Source organism: Pandoraea oxalativorans (assembly GCF_000972785.3).
GTDB lineage: Bacteria > Pseudomonadota > Gammaproteobacteria > Burkholderiales > Burkholderiaceae > Pandoraea > Pandoraea oxalativorans.
In genome coordinates, this window is the sequence record NZ_CP011518.2 from 346,210 (window position 1) to 362,620 (window position 16,411).

At 60.0% G+C, this 16,411-nt stretch carries 10 protein-coding genes and 11 pseudogenes; 14 read left to right on the forward strand and 7 right to left on the reverse strand.

Annotated elements, in window-relative coordinates:
* The first annotated feature begins 353 nt into the window (after positions 1–353).
* From MB84_RS26195 to MB84_RS29430, 5 genes and pseudogenes are all read left to right on the forward strand, one after another.
* On the forward strand, positions 354–1,349 hold the full coding sequence (locus MB84_RS26195; protein WP_052653755.1) for an IS110 family RNA-guided transposase: 996 nt from the start codon (positions 354–356) through the stop codon (positions 1,347–1,349).
* A 500-nt stretch (positions 1,350–1,849) separates the two neighbouring features.
* A complete protein-coding gene (locus MB84_RS26200) occupies positions 1,850–2,173 on the forward strand; it encodes a hypothetical protein (RefSeq protein WP_052653758.1) in 324 nt (107 codons plus the stop codon).
* A gap of 740 nt (positions 2,174–2,913) precedes the next feature.
* A pseudogene (locus MB84_RS29425) lies at positions 2,914–3,129 on the forward strand (helix-turn-helix domain-containing protein); the annotation flags it as partial.
* Positions 3,119–3,664 (forward strand): annotated as a pseudogene (locus tag MB84_RS26205) (Tn3 family transposase); the annotation flags it as partial. The pseudogenes MB84_RS29425 and MB84_RS26205, both read left to right, overlap by 11 nt.
* Before the next feature lie 62 nt (positions 3,665–3,726).
* Positions 3,727–4,634, forward strand: a pseudogene (locus MB84_RS29430) (IS3 family transposase); the annotation flags it as partial.
* A 33-nt stretch (positions 4,635–4,667) separates the two neighbouring features.
* Here the strand turns inward: MB84_RS29430 and MB84_RS29435 are convergent.
* Entirely contained in the window at positions 4,668–6,038 is a 1,371-nt protein-coding gene (locus tag MB84_RS29435; protein WP_211279395.1) for an IS30 family transposase, read from the reverse strand.
* A 44-nt stretch (positions 6,039–6,082) separates the two neighbouring features.
* Here MB84_RS29435 and MB84_RS26220 point away from each other — a divergent pair.
* The 3 genes and pseudogenes from MB84_RS26220 to MB84_RS26230 all read left to right on the forward strand — a co-directional run.
* Positions 6,083–6,361 (forward strand): annotated as a pseudogene (locus MB84_RS26220) (IS3 family transposase); the annotation flags it as partial.
* Between the two features lie 30 nt (positions 6,362–6,391).
* A pseudogene (locus MB84_RS26225) lies at positions 6,392–6,859 on the forward strand (Tn3 family transposase); the annotation flags it as partial.
* A 322-nt stretch (positions 6,860–7,181) separates the two neighbouring features.
* Entirely contained in the window at positions 7,182–8,075 is an 894-nt protein-coding gene (locus MB84_RS26230; RefSeq protein ID WP_052653776.1) for a hypothetical protein, read from the forward strand.
* Between the two features lie 153 nt (positions 8,076–8,228).
* Here MB84_RS26230 and MB84_RS31250 read toward each other — a convergent pair.
* Positions 8,229–8,380, reverse strand: a pseudogene (locus tag MB84_RS31250) (recombinase family protein); the annotation flags it as partial.
* Between the two features lie 33 nt (positions 8,381–8,413).
* Positions 8,414–8,548 (reverse strand): annotated as a pseudogene (locus MB84_RS31255) (ArsR/SmtB family transcription factor); the annotation flags it as partial.
* A 172-nt stretch (positions 8,549–8,720) separates the two neighbouring features.
* Between MB84_RS31255 and MB84_RS31260 the strand changes: the two are divergent.
* Both MB84_RS31260 and MB84_RS31265 read left to right on the forward strand, forming a co-directional pair.
* A pseudogene (locus MB84_RS31260) lies at positions 8,721–8,858 on the forward strand (ATP-binding protein); the annotation flags it as partial.
* A gap of 84 nt (positions 8,859–8,942) precedes the next feature.
* Complete coding sequence (locus MB84_RS31265) at positions 8,943–9,365, forward strand: transposase (protein WP_425415933.1); 423 nt, start codon at positions 8,943–8,945, stop codon at positions 9,363–9,365.
* A gap of 147 nt (positions 9,366–9,512) precedes the next feature.
* Here MB84_RS31265 and MB84_RS30260 read toward each other — a convergent pair whose 3' ends face one another.
* The gene (locus MB84_RS30260) at positions 9,513–9,662 is read right to left on the reverse strand and encodes a hypothetical protein (RefSeq protein ID WP_157123031.1); all 150 of its coding nucleotides are present in this window, start codon (positions 9,660–9,662) and stop codon (positions 9,513–9,515) included.
* 256 nt (positions 9,663–9,918) lie between these two features.
* Here MB84_RS30260 and MB84_RS26240 point away from each other — a divergent pair.
* Positions 9,919–10,212 (forward strand): annotated as a pseudogene (locus tag MB84_RS26240) (transposase); the annotation flags it as partial.
* 579 nt (positions 10,213–10,791) lie between these two features.
* On the opposite strand, the gene MB84_RS26245 reads toward MB84_RS26240, so the two are convergent.
* Positions 10,792–11,055, reverse strand: a complete 264-nt coding sequence (locus MB84_RS26245; protein WP_052653779.1) for a type II toxin-antitoxin system RelB/DinJ family antitoxin — start codon at positions 11,053–11,055, stop codon at positions 10,792–10,794.
* Between the two features lie 100 nt (positions 11,056–11,155).
* Between MB84_RS26245 and MB84_RS29455 the strand changes: the two are divergent.
* Positions 11,156–11,791 (forward strand): annotated as a pseudogene (locus MB84_RS29455) (IS3 family transposase); the annotation flags it as partial.
* A 3-nt stretch (positions 11,792–11,794) separates the two neighbouring features.
* Here MB84_RS29455 and MB84_RS26250 read toward each other — a convergent pair.
* Positions 11,795–13,015 (reverse strand): ISL3 family transposase, encoded by a 1,221-nt coding sequence (locus MB84_RS26250; RefSeq protein WP_046289972.1) that lies wholly within the window; start codon positions 13,013–13,015, stop codon positions 11,795–11,797.
* An 82-nt stretch (positions 13,016–13,097) separates the two neighbouring features.
* Here MB84_RS26250 and MB84_RS26255 point away from each other — a divergent pair.
* Positions 13,098–14,009, forward strand: a pseudogene (locus MB84_RS26255) (IS3 family transposase); the annotation flags it as partial.
* A 520-nt stretch (positions 14,010–14,529) separates the two neighbouring features.
* On the opposite strand, the gene MB84_RS26260 reads toward MB84_RS26255, so the two are convergent.
* Positions 14,530–15,617 (reverse strand): IS3 family transposase gene (locus MB84_RS26260; protein ID WP_157123033.1). Its coding sequence is split into 2 segments (ribosomal slippage): positions 14,530–15,368 and positions 15,368–15,617, totalling 1,089 coding nucleotides; the frame shifts between segments, so codons are not numbered across the junction.
* Positions 15,618–16,090: 473 nt separating this feature from the next.
* On the opposite strand from MB84_RS26260, the gene MB84_RS26270 reads away from it, so the two are divergent.
* Positions 16,091–16,378 carry a MerR family DNA-binding transcriptional regulator gene (locus tag MB84_RS26270; RefSeq protein ID WP_245725596.1) on the forward strand — a complete coding sequence of 96 codons (288 nt, stop codon included), beginning with the start codon at positions 16,091–16,093 and terminating at the stop codon, positions 16,376–16,378.
* The last annotated feature ends 33 nt before the right edge of the window (positions 16,379–16,411 follow it).

Consider the following 16,411-nt stretch of genomic DNA (forward strand, 5'->3'; position numbering starts at 1 on the left):
GTCGGCACGAGGAGCCCGGATGGCCTGTTGCCGCCGTCTTTCCTTGTATGGTTCGAAACACCCAGGGGAGCTCGGCATGGTTGACGGTTTGCAGGTCTTCTTCAAAGGCGGTGGGCAACTCGCAAGAGTTGTCCGCGGCCGGCCCCCGGTCGACGTGGATGCCGCAGCGATCACGTCAGCCCCGAGTTCCTCGTTCACGGTTGTTTTGGCAGGGGCGTACAGCCCGTTCTTTCCAAGAGCTGGCGATCACCGTCGCAAGCCCGTAACTCAGCTATTGGCGTACGCCCCTTGCCGCTTGTTGTTAGCCCGAACAGTTGTAGGAAGGCTTCACTTCGCATGTACAAGGAGGGGCAATGACGAGCCTGTCAAAGCAAGCTAGCGGCACGCCGCTGTGCATTGGGGTAGACGTGGCGAAGGCCATGCTGGAGGTGGGCTTTAGCGACCGGGAGACGACGTTCGCGCCGGCTAACGACGCAGTTGGTCATCAGTCTCTGGTGATGCTCCTGCGCGATCTCCAGTCGCAAGGTGCATCGATCGGTTTGATCGTGCTGGAAGCGACGGGCGGCCTCGAAATCGTGGTGGCGACGGAGTTGCAGCTGGCCGGCTATTCAGTTGCTGTGGTCAATCCACGTCAGGCGCGCGACTTCGCGCGCTCGATGGGCTACCTGGCGAAAACAGATCGACTCGATGCCAAGGTGCTGGCCCACATGGGCCAAACACTTCTGCAGCGCAGCGATTTGCACAAGCTAGTGAAGCCGCTCACCGACGAAACGCATCGGATGCTGCAGGCGCTCGTAACCCGCAGACGACAGCTGATCGACATACGCACTGCCGAACAGCAGCGTCTTGCCGCCCCCGATAAGCGCATGCATCGAAGCGTGAGTTTCATGATCGAGACGCTCAACAGTGAACTCGGTCGCGTGGACCAGGATCTGCAGTCCTTCATCGAAGCGCATTACAGCGAACTGGCAGCATTGCTCGACAGCGTAAAAGGCGTCGGGAAAGCCACGATCAGCACGCTTCTGGCCGAGGTTCCGGAACTGGGGAAACTCAGCGGCCGCGAGGTCAGCGCATTGATTGGTGTGGCACCTATCAATCGTGATTCAGGTGCAACGCGCGGCAGGCGATCTATCTTTGGTGGCCGTCGGGATGTGCGCAAGGTGCTCTATATGGCCGCTCTTACCGCGTCGCGCTACAACCCCGTCATCAAGGTCTTCTATCAACGCCTGGTCACCGCTGGCAAGCCGAAGAAGCTCGCCTTGACGGCCTGTGCGCGCAAGCTGTTGGTCATTCTCAATGCCATCGCTCGAGCCGGAAAACCATTCGACATGACGCTTCACAGTGCTTGACTCAAATCACAGTTGCTGAGTTCATCGTCCGCGACGGCCAGGAGTGCGCGACCCGGGGCCGTCAAGGAAACCAGCGCAGGGTGGGTGCGGCCCGCAGGCGCAGCCGAGGACACGGCCCTGCGCGCCTTGAGGGCAGCGGGCCGTGCGCTACAGTCGCGGACAAGGGGATGAAGTCAGGAAAGACGGCTTAGCGGGAAATGGCCGAGCGTGCATGCCGGCCGCGTGCAAGCGAAGCGCGCGGACCCGGATGGATGAATCCGGGCCTTAGGCGTCGTATCAGCCGAACAGAGTGAGGAATGAAGTGGGAATGCCAGGGCCGAGACGCCGCAGCCGGTGCGATGTGCGATCTATCTCGAGACTTGCAAAAATGGAGGTGACCATAGATGTCTTGAGCGCACCCCGTCACCCCGACCGCTTGCCTTCGGTCCGGGGGGCGCAGCGGATGGCACCAGTGCTCGTCTGGCTTACCTCCTATTAACGATGCTCGACATCAGGAAAATATGAAGACAGTTGTAATTCAAGCGAATCTTGATGAGGTTGTGGACCTCGTTCGGAAATTCGCACATGGCGAATTTGCCCGCACGCTTGGCGTCGCGACGCTCTCAGAACAGGACGTTCGCGGCTTCCTTCTCGAGCGATTGCGCTCCATGCAACTTCAAACTGAAGAGCTTGGGGACGAGTCGACGGTGAAGCGCGTGTACGATTGCGTGTATGTCTTGCCAAGATTTGCTCGACTCGAAGGGGTAGCGGCCATCGAAGCGAGGCTGCTGGTCATGCCCGACGCACGTCTCACGCCAAAGTCCTACACCGTGATATCGGCATAACCCCAGCCCTGCCGACGCTGCCTTCTACCGTGATCAAACCGCTCCTCCGTATCAAGTCACGCCATTTGACGCAGTCCCGCGCCGTTGCCGTGAGTTCGCCGCGCGGCGAGCGCCTACGCGCGACCTCGGATATCCGCACCTGGCCAGGGGGTGCGTAAGCAAAGGAAGCGGCAGAGGCAGAGACTCGGCAAATCAAACGAAACAAAAGTCTTGGCGGGGGTAACCTGTCACGACCTTTGTGGATGGGCCAGCGCGAACGGATCTGGACCGTGGCCCCGTGAGGGTGAACGTTGCGTCATCCGGACAGAGTGTGCCGAAAAAAAACCGCCCCCGCAGGAGCGGCAAAGACCCCCACCAAAGAGCGGAATGCGCTCGAAGTGCACGAGCCAAGGATGGGGAGGCTTTAAGGCCGATAATCGAACGACAGACGCTGAATGTACGGCAAAAAAAGCCCGCAGCGATGAGCTGCGGGCAAATCTGCAACACCGATTCAGGGGGCGGTGAGCAGATGACCAAACAACCTGCGCCGGGGGAGCCAAACACCTCGGCGCTATTGCGACGCAAGGATATCAACCCGCAACAGGGGTGTCACCTGAGATAAATCGCAGTGCCATCGCCACTCGATTTCGGCAGTTGCTGCTTTCCATCCCGTTTCGGGAGCAACTATGGCACTACGATTGATCGGTGTGATTCATGGACATCGTTTCAACGAATATGGGACGATGGAGCGCGAAATTTCGATGCGGCTGCGTTGGGTGCACAAGTATTTCGAGACCGGCAATGCCGGTCTTCTATGCACGCGTTGTGGCATCTCCAGGCCAACGCTTCGCAAGTGGCGGCGCCGCTACCACGAGGCCGGAGAAGACGGTCTACGCTCGCAAAGCCGTCGCCCGTTGAGCCACCCGAATCGAAAGGTTTCTGACGCAGATCGGGCAACGATGCTTCGCCTGCAAAGCCGTGGTGGTCGCAGCGCAGAACCGCATCGCGCTGGCGCGCGCCTGGGGCCGCGGCGGCGTGGCTTCGGCCGACGGCATGCGTTTCGTCGTGCCGGTACGCACCATCCACGCTGCGCCCAACCAGAAATACTTCAATCGCGGGCGCGGCGTCACTTGGTACAACCTCCTGTCGGATCCGTGCATCGGGCTGAACGCGATCGCCGTACCGGGCACGTTGCGCGACAGCCTGGTACTGCTGACCGTCGTGCATGAGCAGCAGACCGAGTTGCATCCCACGCGGATCATGACCGACACCGGCGCGTACAGCGACGTGGTGTTCGGCCTGTTCCGGCTGCTGGGCTACCGCTTCAGCCCGCGCTTGGCTGACATCGGCGGCACGCGATTCTGGCGCGTTGATCCTCAGGCGGGCTACGGCGAGCTCAATGCGCTGGCGCGACAGCGCGTGAATCGTGATCGCGCCACGCCGCATTGGGACGATGGGCTGCGCCTGATCGGCTCGCTTAAGCGCGCTCTTATGCCGGCGATGGGCATCATGTGACCTTGCCTCGAAACGACGTACAGCAGAGAAGTTGGATAATCTGTTGAACGGAGGACGAAATGGGCGAAAAAGGCGTACCGAATCGTCGCTACACGGATGAGTTCCGGGTGGAGGCGGCAAGACTGGCAAATTCAGTGGGACACAATGAGGCGGCACGCCGTCTGGGCCTGCCGGTGGCGACCCTCGGCAACTGGGCGCGCAAGCAGCGCGAAGGCGGGGCGGCCACGCCAGGCGCGGCAGCCTCTGTGAGCCGCGCCAAGCCCGGCGTATCGGAGCTGGAGGCGGAAGTCAGCCGGCTTCGCAAGGAATTAGCCAGTGCGAAACTCGATGTGGAAATCCTCTCAAAAGCGACGGCATACTTCGCGAAGGGGTCGCGGTGAAGTATGCATGGATCGACGCTCACCGCGACCAATACAACGTAAGCCGTCTGTGCCGAGTGCTGAGGGTCTCGCGCAGTGGCTACTGCCAATGGCGGGTACGGTGGCCAAGCGAGCGCCGGCAGCGGCAGGCGGCCTTCGATGACGAAGTCGCCCGTCTGCACGCGCAGAGCCGCGGCTGCTACGGCCGTCCAAGACTGGTCAAGGCGCTGGCCGCCCAGGGCATGAAGACGAGTGCGGAGCGCGTGCGCCGCAGCTTGATACGTCAAGGTTTGCGGCCGGTATACCGGCGGGCATGGCAGACGACCACAGACTCGGCGCACCGCTTGCCGGTGGCGCCGAACCTGCTGGCGCGACGCTTCGATGGACGGGGGCCGAATCAGGCGTGGGTGGCCGATATTACGTACCTGCCCACCAGCGAAGGCTGGTTGTATCTGGCGGCCATTCTGGACTTGGGAAGCCGCCGCATCGTCGGGTGGTCGATGTCCGAGCGCATCGATGCCAAGCTCGTGTGTACGGCGCTGCGCTCGGCGTACTGGCAACGTCGGCCGCCTCGGGGCTGGATTGTACATAGCGATCGCGGCGTGCAACTTAGGTTCAAGGAGTCGTCGCAACATCCATCGTTATGTTGCGGATAACAGTGCGTGGAACGCTTCCGCTGGCGTCTTCCATCCGAGCGTTTTACGTGGTCGACAGTTCAGTGTGCTCGCCACCGCGTCGAGTTCACGCTGGGTATATCGACTCATATCTGTGCCTTTCGGAAAGTACTGTCGCAGTAGGCCGTTCGTGTTTTCATTGGTCCCGCGTTGCCATGGACTCTGGGGATCACAGAAGTAGATTTCCAGATCTGTGTCGATTCGTAGCTGTACATGCTGGGCCATCTCTGCGCCTTGATCCCATGTCAGTGATCGCCGCAAATGCTCGGGTAGTAGCACGATCTTTGTCGCGATAGCGTTGCGAACCGCCTCTGCCCCGCGACCTGCCAGCGCCGGCCCGTTCTTGGCACGCACCCCGACGCCATGACCCTCCATTGGTGGAAGATGCAGCAGCATCGTGAACCGGGTGGTGCGCTCAACCAGAGTGCCAATCGCGGAGCGGTTAAGGCCAATGATCAGGTCGCCTTCCCAATGTCCAGGAACAGCTCGATCGGCAATTTCTGCCGGGCGTTCACTGATCATCACCTCCGGAGTGACGAAGTGCTTTCCGCGCTGTTGCGTCCTGGCCCGCGGCACGCGAAGTGCGCGGCCCGAACGCAGGCAAGCAGTAAGCTCTCGTCGCAACGCGCCTCGGCCTTGAATGTAGAGTGCTTGATAGATGGCTTCGTGGGAGATCCGCATAGACTGATCATCGGGATAGTCAATCTGAATTCGCCGACTGATTTGCTCCGGACTCCAGCAAGTGCCCCAACGACGGTCCGCACGACGCCCTTGTCTTCGTCCTTTCCACGGAACGTTAGGTCCGGGAATCGGCTTGCCCCGAAAGTCAGTGATCGTTCCAGCCAGGCGAGCCTGCACATATGCCCTCAACTGGTCGTTCTCTGCCAGTTTCGAGGCCTTCGGACGCTCGGCCGCGCGTTCAGCTTTCCATTGGGCAACCGTTGCCCGATACACCAGAGTACCACTGCGGGTCGCGGCGTTACGGCGTAGCTCGCGTGAAATCGTTGACGGTGACCGCTGCAGCCTGCGCGCAATCTCACGAACACTGCAATCCTGCGCCCACAGCACTGCGATCTCCTCGCGCTCCGAAAATGACAAGTAACGCCCAGAGTGTGGCACCAGGTCGATCGGTGCCATGCCACCCGCTTCACGGAACCATCGCGGCCCCAACGGTTGCGATACGTTACACGCCAGCGCTGCGGCCTCGCTCTCCATCCCTTGTGCGATGCACTTCCAGAATGCTCGCTTCGAATCGAGTTGATTGACGCCCGGTCTGCCAGGTGATCGCATGAGGGGCCTTCCCGTTTGTGCTGAGCTCCATCCCAGTGGTCGTCCCATTCAACACCTCCAATCTGGAGATGTTGCGACGACCAGTTGAATCCGCCCAATACGCGAGTTGGTCGCACCGCGAGCTTGCTCAGGAGTACGGGATGGTCATGTCGATGAGCCGGCGTGCCAATGCTTGGAATAATGCGCCGATGGAGAGCTTCTTCAAGACGCTGAAAGTCGAGCAGACGTCGCGATGCCGCTACGAAACACGAGCCCAAGCAAGACTGGATGTGATGGACTGGATCGAAGGCTTTTACAATCGTCAACGCATCCATTCATCGATCGGGTACCTCACGCCGTGTGATTACGAAACGAGGCTACAAGCGGCGTGAGTTGCTGTACGTGAAAACGAGGCAAGGTCAATGCGCACATTGCAGATCGATGAACGGCCGGCTAGCGTGGCTCAGGCGATGGCCGAAATCGGTCGCATCGACAACACCATTCACACGTTGAACTTCATCGAGGATAAGTCCCGTCGCCGCGCCACGCTGCTGCAACTCAATCTCGGCGAAGGCCGCCACAGTCTGGCGCGCGATGTCTTGCACGGCAAGCGCGGCGAGCGATTTCAGCGCTACCGCAAAGGGCGGGAAGACCGGCTGAGCGCGCTCGGCCTGGTCGTGGACATGATCGTGCTATGGAACACGCTTTACATGGACGCGGTGCTGGCGCAATTGCGCAGCGAGGGCTACCCGGTGCCGCCCCAGGACGAGGCACGGCTGTCGCCGTTCGGCCAAGAGCCCATCAACCGGTTCGGGCGCTATTCGTTCTGCGTACCCGAGTCCGTTACGCGCGGAGCGTTGCGCGCTTTGGCAAGAGGAAGCGATTTATGAAGTGCCTCGGGCGAGCTCGCCGGGCTTAACTGACTTCATTGTTCCGTTGCTCCCCGGGCCCCGACCCCGCGCCGTCGCCCACCTCAGGTGTTCGCCTGAGGACGGCCTTCCTGGATGAAGTCCACAATGGCTGCAGAACATGCGCTGTGGGCCGCCCGCCAAACGTGAACAGCCGATTTTACGCGGCGCCTCGGGAGCATATGGGGTGGCGGCCGTCCACATTGACGCAGCCCCATTGGCTTTGTGGGGGGAGCCGGGTCCCGCGGCCGTTCTGTTTCGCGGCAACTTGCGCCATCCACCTCGAACTTGCAGGAGAACACACATGGAGTTCAACACCGCCGGACGCGTGACCACCGTTGGAATAGGGGACCAGGCGCCCGTGAGGTCACGCAAAGACGTGGTTCTAAAATTCACGGGATCCTCCCGCGCGATCACGGTCGGCGACGTTGAGGATGCCCGCGCGGCCACGTCCTTCGAAGACGTCAATCGCTCGAAAGGCTGTTTCGGCAACCTGTTCTTCTCGATGCCCCACCAGACGGCGTTGACTCGGGAGCTACTGTATTGCTTCTCTCACCCGGGCGACGACGACCTGCCCGACGTACTCAAGCTCTTTGAGCGCGTCAGGAGGGAAATGATTTCTGAAGATCAGAGCAAGTTCGAGTACCAGGAAATTGCTCATGACACTGTGACGATCGCCCTCAGCGGCGTAGACGCCGCCCCGCTCACCATGCAAGTGGAGCCAAGGGACGCCGCCAGGGCCGCCACCGAGAGCTTCCGAAACACGCCCGACCCGGCACCCGACGAAGTCGAGGCGCTGCTGCAGGCCGGCAACTTCACGGAAGCCTCCATTTTCGAGCGCATGAGTCTGGCGCAAAAGAACCTGCTAGCCAAGCTCGCGGCTCCGGCGACGCGCGCGGCGCTAGCCGGAGCGCTCGGAGTGGTCGACCACCCCATGGACCCGGGCCGCAGGGAGCTCGAGGAAAGCAAGCAGCCCGAGCAGAGCCACCGACTCAGGCCGGACCTGGCGTTGCTCGCGCCGAACTGCGTGTTAAGCATGCAGGACAATGGCTTCCTCCGGGTGCTCGGCATGTTTGTGGGCCAGCCCCACATGGAGGTCGAGGCCATCGTCTCGCAGGACCAACTGTGTATCGTCGATGCACGTGCCTTGGACGTTGGGATGGGGATAACGGAGCGGCCTTGGCGAGCGGCCCAGTGAAAGGAGTGACGCGCAGGCTCTTGAAACCGCCTTTGCGGCTCCTTTTCTTTGGGGCTTCGGTGTTCGGCGTAGTTCCCGCCACGCGGTGTGGTGAGCGCGACGCTGACAACTTCTGGGCAGACCGTCGAGACGCTACCCTGGACTCGCTTACGTGCCGCGCGCCTTCGCAGCAGCTCGGCCGCTACCAGTACGCTCAGTATTCAGGCTGCGTTCGAACTCGGCCATGCCCCCGAACACCGTCAACACCATGCGCCCGGCGTTGTCGTGTCGGCCCATGGCTCAGCGAAACTGCGCAGGCCCGCGCCGGCTTCGCTGGCTGCGATGGGATACGCAATGCGCGGAACATCCAGCAGCGTTGCGATTCGCCCGGCCGGCAGTCCTTCCGGGCCGGCTTGGACCTGCGCACGAAACACGGCCAGATGGGATTCATGGGCCAGGGCTGCCAAGGCCACAACAACCGGTTTCGTTTGCATAGTTCGCTATTAATCGAAGTATCGAATAGAAGCAAATTGAGCCTGCCCGGCAGCCAACGATGGCGGGGTCGCTGCAATCGCTGTCTGCTAGCGTACGAAAAAATCCGTTTATCCAGAGCTGAGCTTCCCTCGGTTTTTCGCCTTCCATCGGTCCCGAGTGGTGCAGCGGCATTTTGGCCAGTGGCATCAAACGTTTTCCGACGACGCGACGCGCACCGCGGCACTCCTTGATCGGCTACTGCGCCACGCTCAGGTAGTCCCCATCTCCGGCGACTCCTACCGACTCAGGGAGAAGCGGCAAGCCGGTGTTATCAACCGCATTCCACCGTCGTCCATCGAGGCCGATGACGTCAAACGAAAACGAAATCTCAAGGAGGCAGCGCCCAGCCATTCGATGCATAACCCCCGGCATCGGTGTATCAATTTACGAGTGCGTGTGCGTCTGAAGCTGTACCAGGCTGAGATTGCGTTTGGCACTCGCGCTACCTTCCGCTGCGGCCGGGAATTTACCGCGTGCCTCGGCCTGGTTCCGCGGCAAACCGGAAGTGGCGCTCGCATACGACAGCGTGGCCTGAGCAGACGAGGTAACACCTACCTTCGAACGCTGCTGGTGCACGGTGCGCGATTGGAGGTACTCCGTGGCCGTCGAACACCGTGGCTCGACGACTTGCTGGCGCGGCGCCCCTTCAATGTCGTTGTGCCGCAGCAGCCAACAAATTGGCCGGGACCGTCTTGGCCGTCCTATTCCGCCCAACCCGATATGAGGCGCCTGTCGACGCGTAAAAACTGCCGCGCGGCTGCACATTTCCGGTGGTAGATTCCCTCACCAAGGAGCGCAAGCAAAGCGTTGCCTGATGGCTTGCAGGTCGGACCGGGTCGAGGCGCGTCTGAGAAGAGTCGTGAACTTAGAGTTCGCGTGTTAGCTGAGACCCGCGTCAGCGAATTCCAAATGGGCCAGCCGGGATCAGTAGCTGAAGATATGACCGACCGTGATTGCGCCGTGCATGCCGGTTTCGACGCAGGCGTCGTTGGTGAGCAGGCTCTCGAACTCCGGGGCGAGGAGGCCGAGCAGACCGAGGAACGTGAGGATGACGTAGACGATGGGTGCAAACATGAGGGTTCTTCTTCATCAAGTCAGTGGTCCGGGTTGATCGGGCGGCTTTCGCTGGGTTGCGCTAGTCGTTGAGTGAAGTATCGGCCTTGCCGGATCGGACCGCCTCGGGCGAACACCTGATTTTCACGGCCGGCTGATGCCCGGGCGAGCGCCGGGTGGACTGCTGCCGGGATCGTAAGCACTTCTGGCCTATGATTGGACTGCTGCCGGGATCGTAAGCACTTCTGGCCTATGATTTGAGCATAGGAGGAAGTCCATGAGTGCAGAGCGATTTACACCGGAATTTAAGGAAGAGGCGGTCTGCCAGATCGTCGAACGCGGCCACTCCGTTGCAGAGGTGTCCGCCCGTCTTGGCGTCTCAGCGCACAGTCTTTACAAGTGGGTCAAGGCGGTCACCCCGGACAAGACCGAAAAGCAGCCGAGCGAGCTGGTCGAGGCCAAGAGCGAGATTTTGCGACTTCGGGCGCAACTGCGTCGTACCGAGGAGGAGCGCGACGTCTTAAAAATGTATGGTCTGCCCCGGATTTGCAAGTCACTGGTTTTCCGCTTCGACAGAACAACGTTTGCGTCAATGTATCCGGCCTGTTTGCGCAGTGTGTAACTGCTGGCCATGATGGAATCCGCACACACCAAACCCAATAAAGCGTTCAGTCATCGAAGACTGCTTTTTTAGCCGGGCTCTTGGCATGCCGGTCAACGGTTCTGTGTCATCAGTTAATCAGGACTCGCAAAACAGGACTTCGACACTTCGTTGTTCTCAGGCGACTACGGGGGCGTCTGGAAATGGTCGATATGGCAGTTGGCTCGTCAATACCTTCCAGCAGATTCGGACGATCTTGTTGGCTAGCGCAATGAGCGCGACGTGCGGATGACTTCGCTGCTCGAGTTCACGAAGCCACAAGCCCATTCGAGATTGATCGCGCTTCATGTGGATCATCAAGGCCCGCGTGACCTGCCCCCCGTGAGCGGGTGATTGACCCATTTAGGCGGCGATGGCCCGTCGCTGGCAATCAGCAGCGTCACGGCTTCTTTCTGTCGGTTCATGTCGTATCGGCTTGAGTGAGACAGACGCTGCCAATGCTTGAGGAAGTCCCGGGTGTAATCCGAAGCGCGAGGCAGCTTCGCCCGCTTACTTGCGGCTGGCTTCTTCGAGGGCATTAAGCAACGCGTCAGCGGTGGCAAAGCGAGCGCGGCGGCTCTTGATAAGCTCGTCGGCCTCTGCAAGGGCGGCGCGGGTGGTGGCGTGGGGCGCCTTGAGCGCGAACGGTGGTTCCTGGTCAGCGACAACACGGGGCAGGAACACGCGGATCGCATCCGAAGCGGTCAGGCCCATCGCGGCCAGCGTTTCCGCCGGCTGCACCTTGATGTTCTCGTCCACGCGCACGTGAACCATAGGGGGTTGCCGCCATGATGGGCTCTTGGTTGTCAACGCCGGTTTAAATCTGACCCACCGGGGATGCGGACAAAATCTTGGACTACTTTGAAGGTAGTCCATGTATTCATACCAAGAACGCGTTCGGGCGGTCGAGCTGTACCTGAAACTCGGGAAGCGCAGCAAAGCGACCATTCGCCAGTTGGGTTACCCGACGAAGAATTCTCTCAAGGCGTGGTGTAACGAATTCGAGAAGATTGGCGATCTGCAGAGGGGGTATGTTCGCGTAAAGCCGAAGTACTCAGAAGAACAGAAGAACGTAGCACTCGAGCATTACGTCAACCACGGGCGCTGCTTCGCCTTCACCCTCAGGACATTGGGCTATCCCTGTCGCCAGATACTAACGGAGTGGGTTCGCGAGCGCTATCCGGAAACCAGGAAATGCGTGGTTGGCAAGGCCGGTCGACCAACTGCTTCATTGGTGTCCAAGCAGGCTGCGGTGTACGAACTGTGCACACGGGAAGGAAGTGCAGAGGCGGTGGCCCGAAAGCTGGACGTCGACAGGGTGACGCTGTACAACTGGAAGAACCAGTTACTCGGCCGAGAGGCTCCTGCATCCATGAAACGCGACAAAGGCTCGCCCGCAGAGACAGATCGGGACGAACTGGAACGGCAGGTCGAAGCGCTCCAGCGCAAAATTCGCAATCTGCAGCTTGAACAGGACCTGTTGAAGAAGGCGAATGAACTCCTAAAAAAAGGTTCATTGAGCATTACCGGGGAAGGCGGCGCGGATTTTGAGGAAGAAGTATTCCTGGTCTCGGTAGCCGTAGGCGCGCCGCTTAATGACCTTGATAGTGTTGTTAATGCCCTCAACGATGCTGGTGTTTAGACGATGTCGGCATCTGGCCAGGATGCCATGCAGATAGCCTTTCAGACGCTGAGCGAAGGTGTTCAAGGGGGCTATTCCGCTTTGCTCGGCCTGCTCGCACCAGTGGTGCCAGGCTTGTTTTGCCCAGGCAGGTCTTCGGTAGAACCAGAGCCGCTTGAGTTCGTCCCTCAGGACATAGACCGTCAGCAGCGGCTGGTTGGCTTGCAGCAATTCGTCGAGCCGGACGGCCTGCTGCCGGTCTAGCTTGTCGCGGTTGCGCAATAACAGCCAGCGGCTCGATTTGATGACCCGGCGCGCGGGACGGTCCTGGCGCAGTTGGTTGGCCTGATCCACGCGCACCCGATCAATGACCTCTCGTCCGTACTTGGCCACGACATGGAACAAGTCATAGACGATCTCCGCCCGTGGGCAGTGGGCCTGGATTTCTAACTCGTAGGCCGTAGTCATGTCGATGGCTACGGCCTTGATGCGTTGGGCGACCCCACGCGGCAATTGCTCGAAGAACGCCCGAGCCGTCTCGCGTGAGCGTCCTGGGCCGATCCACAGCACCTGCCTGCTGATCGGATCGACGACTACCGTCGCGTACCGATGCCCTTTATGCAGGGCGAACTCGTCCATCGCTAAATACTCGATCCTGGACCAATCCGGTTCGCGCACTGACGCTCGGAGCCGGGCCTTGTCCAGCGTCTTGACGGTATGCCAACCCAGCTCGAAGAACCTCGCCACCGCCTGCACGTTGCTCGATTGCAGCAATTGGCTGCAGGCCGCCGCAAGCCGATCCGTCACCCGCTGGTAGCGACCCAGCCAAGTAAGCCGCTCCAGGCGCGGGCCACCGCATTGCTCACACAACAAGCGCCGGCGTGGAACATGAAGAACAACCCGGTACTCAAATAACGGCAGATCTCGCACCCGGCGCACCGTGGTCTCATGGACCTGGCGACATCGTGCGCCGCACTGCTCGCACAGCATCACCTTGGCGGTTGGCTTCAAATAGATCGACAGCGTGCGCCCTGTGCCCTCGGGCCACTCCACGCGTTCGACGGCATAGCCCTGCCAGCCTCCCAGCGACTCCAGCAGCTTGCGATCCAGCATCTCCACGCACTCCTGATGGCAAATTCCTGCCATCAAGAGTACGAAAACTTGTCAAATCCCTCCACGCTATTGCGCGATGAACCTAAAAAAAGACCTGGGCGTCGACCTGCAACTCCTGAGCAACCGGGAGAAGACGACGCTGGTTGACGCCCTGAGAGAGCAGTACGTTTTGGCTGAGCTGCTTGAGCAGCTGGACTTGGCGCGCAGCTCCTATTTCTACCATCGGTCGCCCATGCGGGTTGCCGACAAATATGCCGAAGTTCGTCGTACCGTTGCGGAAATCTTCGAGGACAATCACCGATCCTACGGCTATCGTCGGGTGCAGGCAGCGCTCAGCAGACAACGCGTGTTTCTATCGGAGAAAGTCGTGCGTCGCCTCATGAAACAAGGCGGCCTCTACGCGGCGAGGCCCAAGCGGCGCCGATATCGTTCTTATGTCGGGGAAATTAGCCCTGCCCCAGATAACATCATCAATCGCGATTTCCACGCTACCGCCCCCAACGAAAAGTGGCTGACGGATATCTCCGAGTTCCAGATCCCGGCCGGGAAGGTATATCTATCGCCGATGATCGACTGCTTCGATGGCATGGTAGTCAGTTGGTCGATTGGCACAAGCCCCGACGCCGAGCTCGTGAATACCATGTTAGATGCGGCTATCGAGACCGTGACCGAGGACGATGAGAAGCCGATCGTACATTCCGATCGGGGTGGCCACTACCGTTGGCCTGGCTGGCTATCGCGAGTTGCAAAGGCTAATCTGATCCGATCCATGTCGCGTAAAGCCTGCTCACCAGACAATGCGGCCTGTGAGGGATTCTTCGGAAGGCTGAAGACCGAAATGTTCTATCCAGGGGACTGGCGTTCGACGACCATCGTGCAATTCGTAGAGGCACTGAACGCCTACATTCGCTGGTACAACGAAAAGCGGATCAAGGGCTCCCTTGGCTATCTCAGCCCCATCGAGTACCGTGAAAGCCTCGGGTTAACGACGTAAAACAGTCCAAGAAAATAGCCGCATCCCCCTTCGCTCGCCTCCCCCAACTTGATTGACTAGTTTAACTTTAGCTCCAGGCCAATGGCCTTCGTGGGCTCGCACCGGCGGGTTACTCTGTCTGGCATGCTGCGTTTCTCCTGAGAAATTGGTTCGAAAGCCCCGCCCGAGGGCAGTTTTTCAGTTGCCGAGCGCGGTCTTTTTGTAGGTTGTCCTAAGCACGCCGCCCCGCTGGCCGCACGCGTCGCGTGGGAAAAACCGTCGCCTTACGGAGCGCGGGCGCTCAGATCGTGACAACGGTGATGCTGTCATTATTAAGGTTCTCGGCCCGACCGCCCTCCGGCAAACCCCTGAAATCCACGCTGACACAAATGAGATTGCCCCCGTGCGTCACGAAGCGATGTAGGCCGGTAAGGTGCCACACCTCGGCTCGCCGGTGCCTGTTACCACTACGCCCGACGTCTGGCAGCAGGAAGGGTTGTGCGGTAATGCCCCCGTTTTCCACGGTCAGCAGAAGTAGAAACTAAGCGACCATGGCAAGCCGCTGCTTCGGGGTAAAACCGCCCAATGCCATATTCGGGCGCTCGTGATTGTAAATCCACATCCAGTCGGCCGCCGCTTCGCGAACCTGCTCCAGGTCCTCCCACAGGTACTGCGACAGCCATTCGTATCGCGCAGTCCGGTTGAACCGTTCGATATACGCATTCTGCTGCGGCTTGCCCGGCTCGATGTATTCCAGCCGGATGCCTTGCTTCTGCGTCCATGTCACGATGGCCGCACTCAAATATTCCGGGCCGTTGTCGCACCGGATGACCTTCGGCTTGCCTCGCCATTCCATATGCTGCTTCAGCGTGCGAATCACCCGCTCGGATGGCAACGAGAAATCCACCTCGATGCCCAGCGCCTCGCGGTTGAAATCATCAATCACGTTCAGCGTCCGGATACTGCGCCCGTCAACCGGTTGGTCATGCATGAAGTCCATCGACCACACTTCATTGATGGCCTCCGGTACCGATAGCGGCTGCGGCGTTTCGCGCACCAGCCGCTTTTTCGGCTTGATGCGCAGGTTCAGCTCCAGCTCCCGGTAAATTCGGTAAATGCGCTTGTGGTTCCAGCCGAATCCCTTCACATTACGCAGGTAGAAGTAGCACAGCAGAAAACCCCAGTTGCGATGGCAGCCCGTAATACGCAGTAGCCAGTCGGCAATCTCTTCGTTCTCCGTGTTCAACTTCGCCGCGTACCGGTAGCACGACTCGCTGATGCCGAGCACCGCGCACGCCACACGAATTGACACGCGCCGCTGTTGCACAACTTGCTTTGCCATCTCGCGCCGACGAGATGGCTTCAGAACTTTTTTTGCAGGGCCTCCGAGGCAATCTCAGCCTTGAGCTTCTCCTCGATGTACATCTTGCGAAGCCGGGTATTCTCCGCCTCCAGCTCCTTCATGCGCGACATCATCGACGCGTCCATGCCGCCGTACTTCGAGCGCCACTTATAAAACGTTGCCGAACTGATGCCCAGTTCTCGGCACAGCTCCGGCACCGCCAGCCCAGCCTCCGCGCGCTTGAGCGCCTCCAGTATCTGGCTGTCCGTGAATCTCGACTTCTTCATCTGCAGAACTCCCTCTTAACGAGAAAATTCTACTTCTCCTAGCGGTGGATTTCAGGGGGCATTACCGTGCTACCTCGCCCAACGCCCCGTTTTGAACAAATCAGCGGTGCCCCGGGTGCTCTTTTACCTCTCGACACGGGCAATTTCTTTCGAAACCAAGTCGTGATGCCCGATTTATGGAAGGTTATGAGCTGGCTTGGCGCGCCAGCTGCAACGCTTCGCATCGGTCCATGGACAGGTTTCGAATCTGTTCAGGGCAGGCCGCTACAACCGTAACGCGCAGCATAAACGCGAGGTGCGCGCCCAAGCCCTCGCAGCCTGGGACAGGGCTTCGTGCGCCCGCATGGCGACGGAATGCCTGTCCAGCGACAATTAGAAATTCCGGTGGCGACAATTAGATTTGCCGGTTGAAGAGAGCTGGGCCGATTCCGGTCTGGCTCTTGTTTATCGTGCAGCCTCCGCAAGGAGGCCACATGAAGCAAGACGGAGAAATCAGATTGTTGCTGGAAGAACGACGCAAAGGAACGAGCCAGAAGTTAGCGGCAGCCAGGACCGGCATGAGCGAGCGGACGGTACGCAAATACGAACGCGCCGGCAAGCTGCCGAGCCAGATGAAGGCGCCGACAACGCACCGTACCCGAACCAACCCTTTCCTGACGGATTGGCCGTGGGTCCAGGCGCAACTGCAGCGAGATCCGGCGTTGCAGGCCAAGACGGAGCTATTGTCGAATCTGGTGTACGGGGTGCTTTGGGAAATATGAGAAGGCGGTGGCGGTTTAGCTGAGAATGTTGCT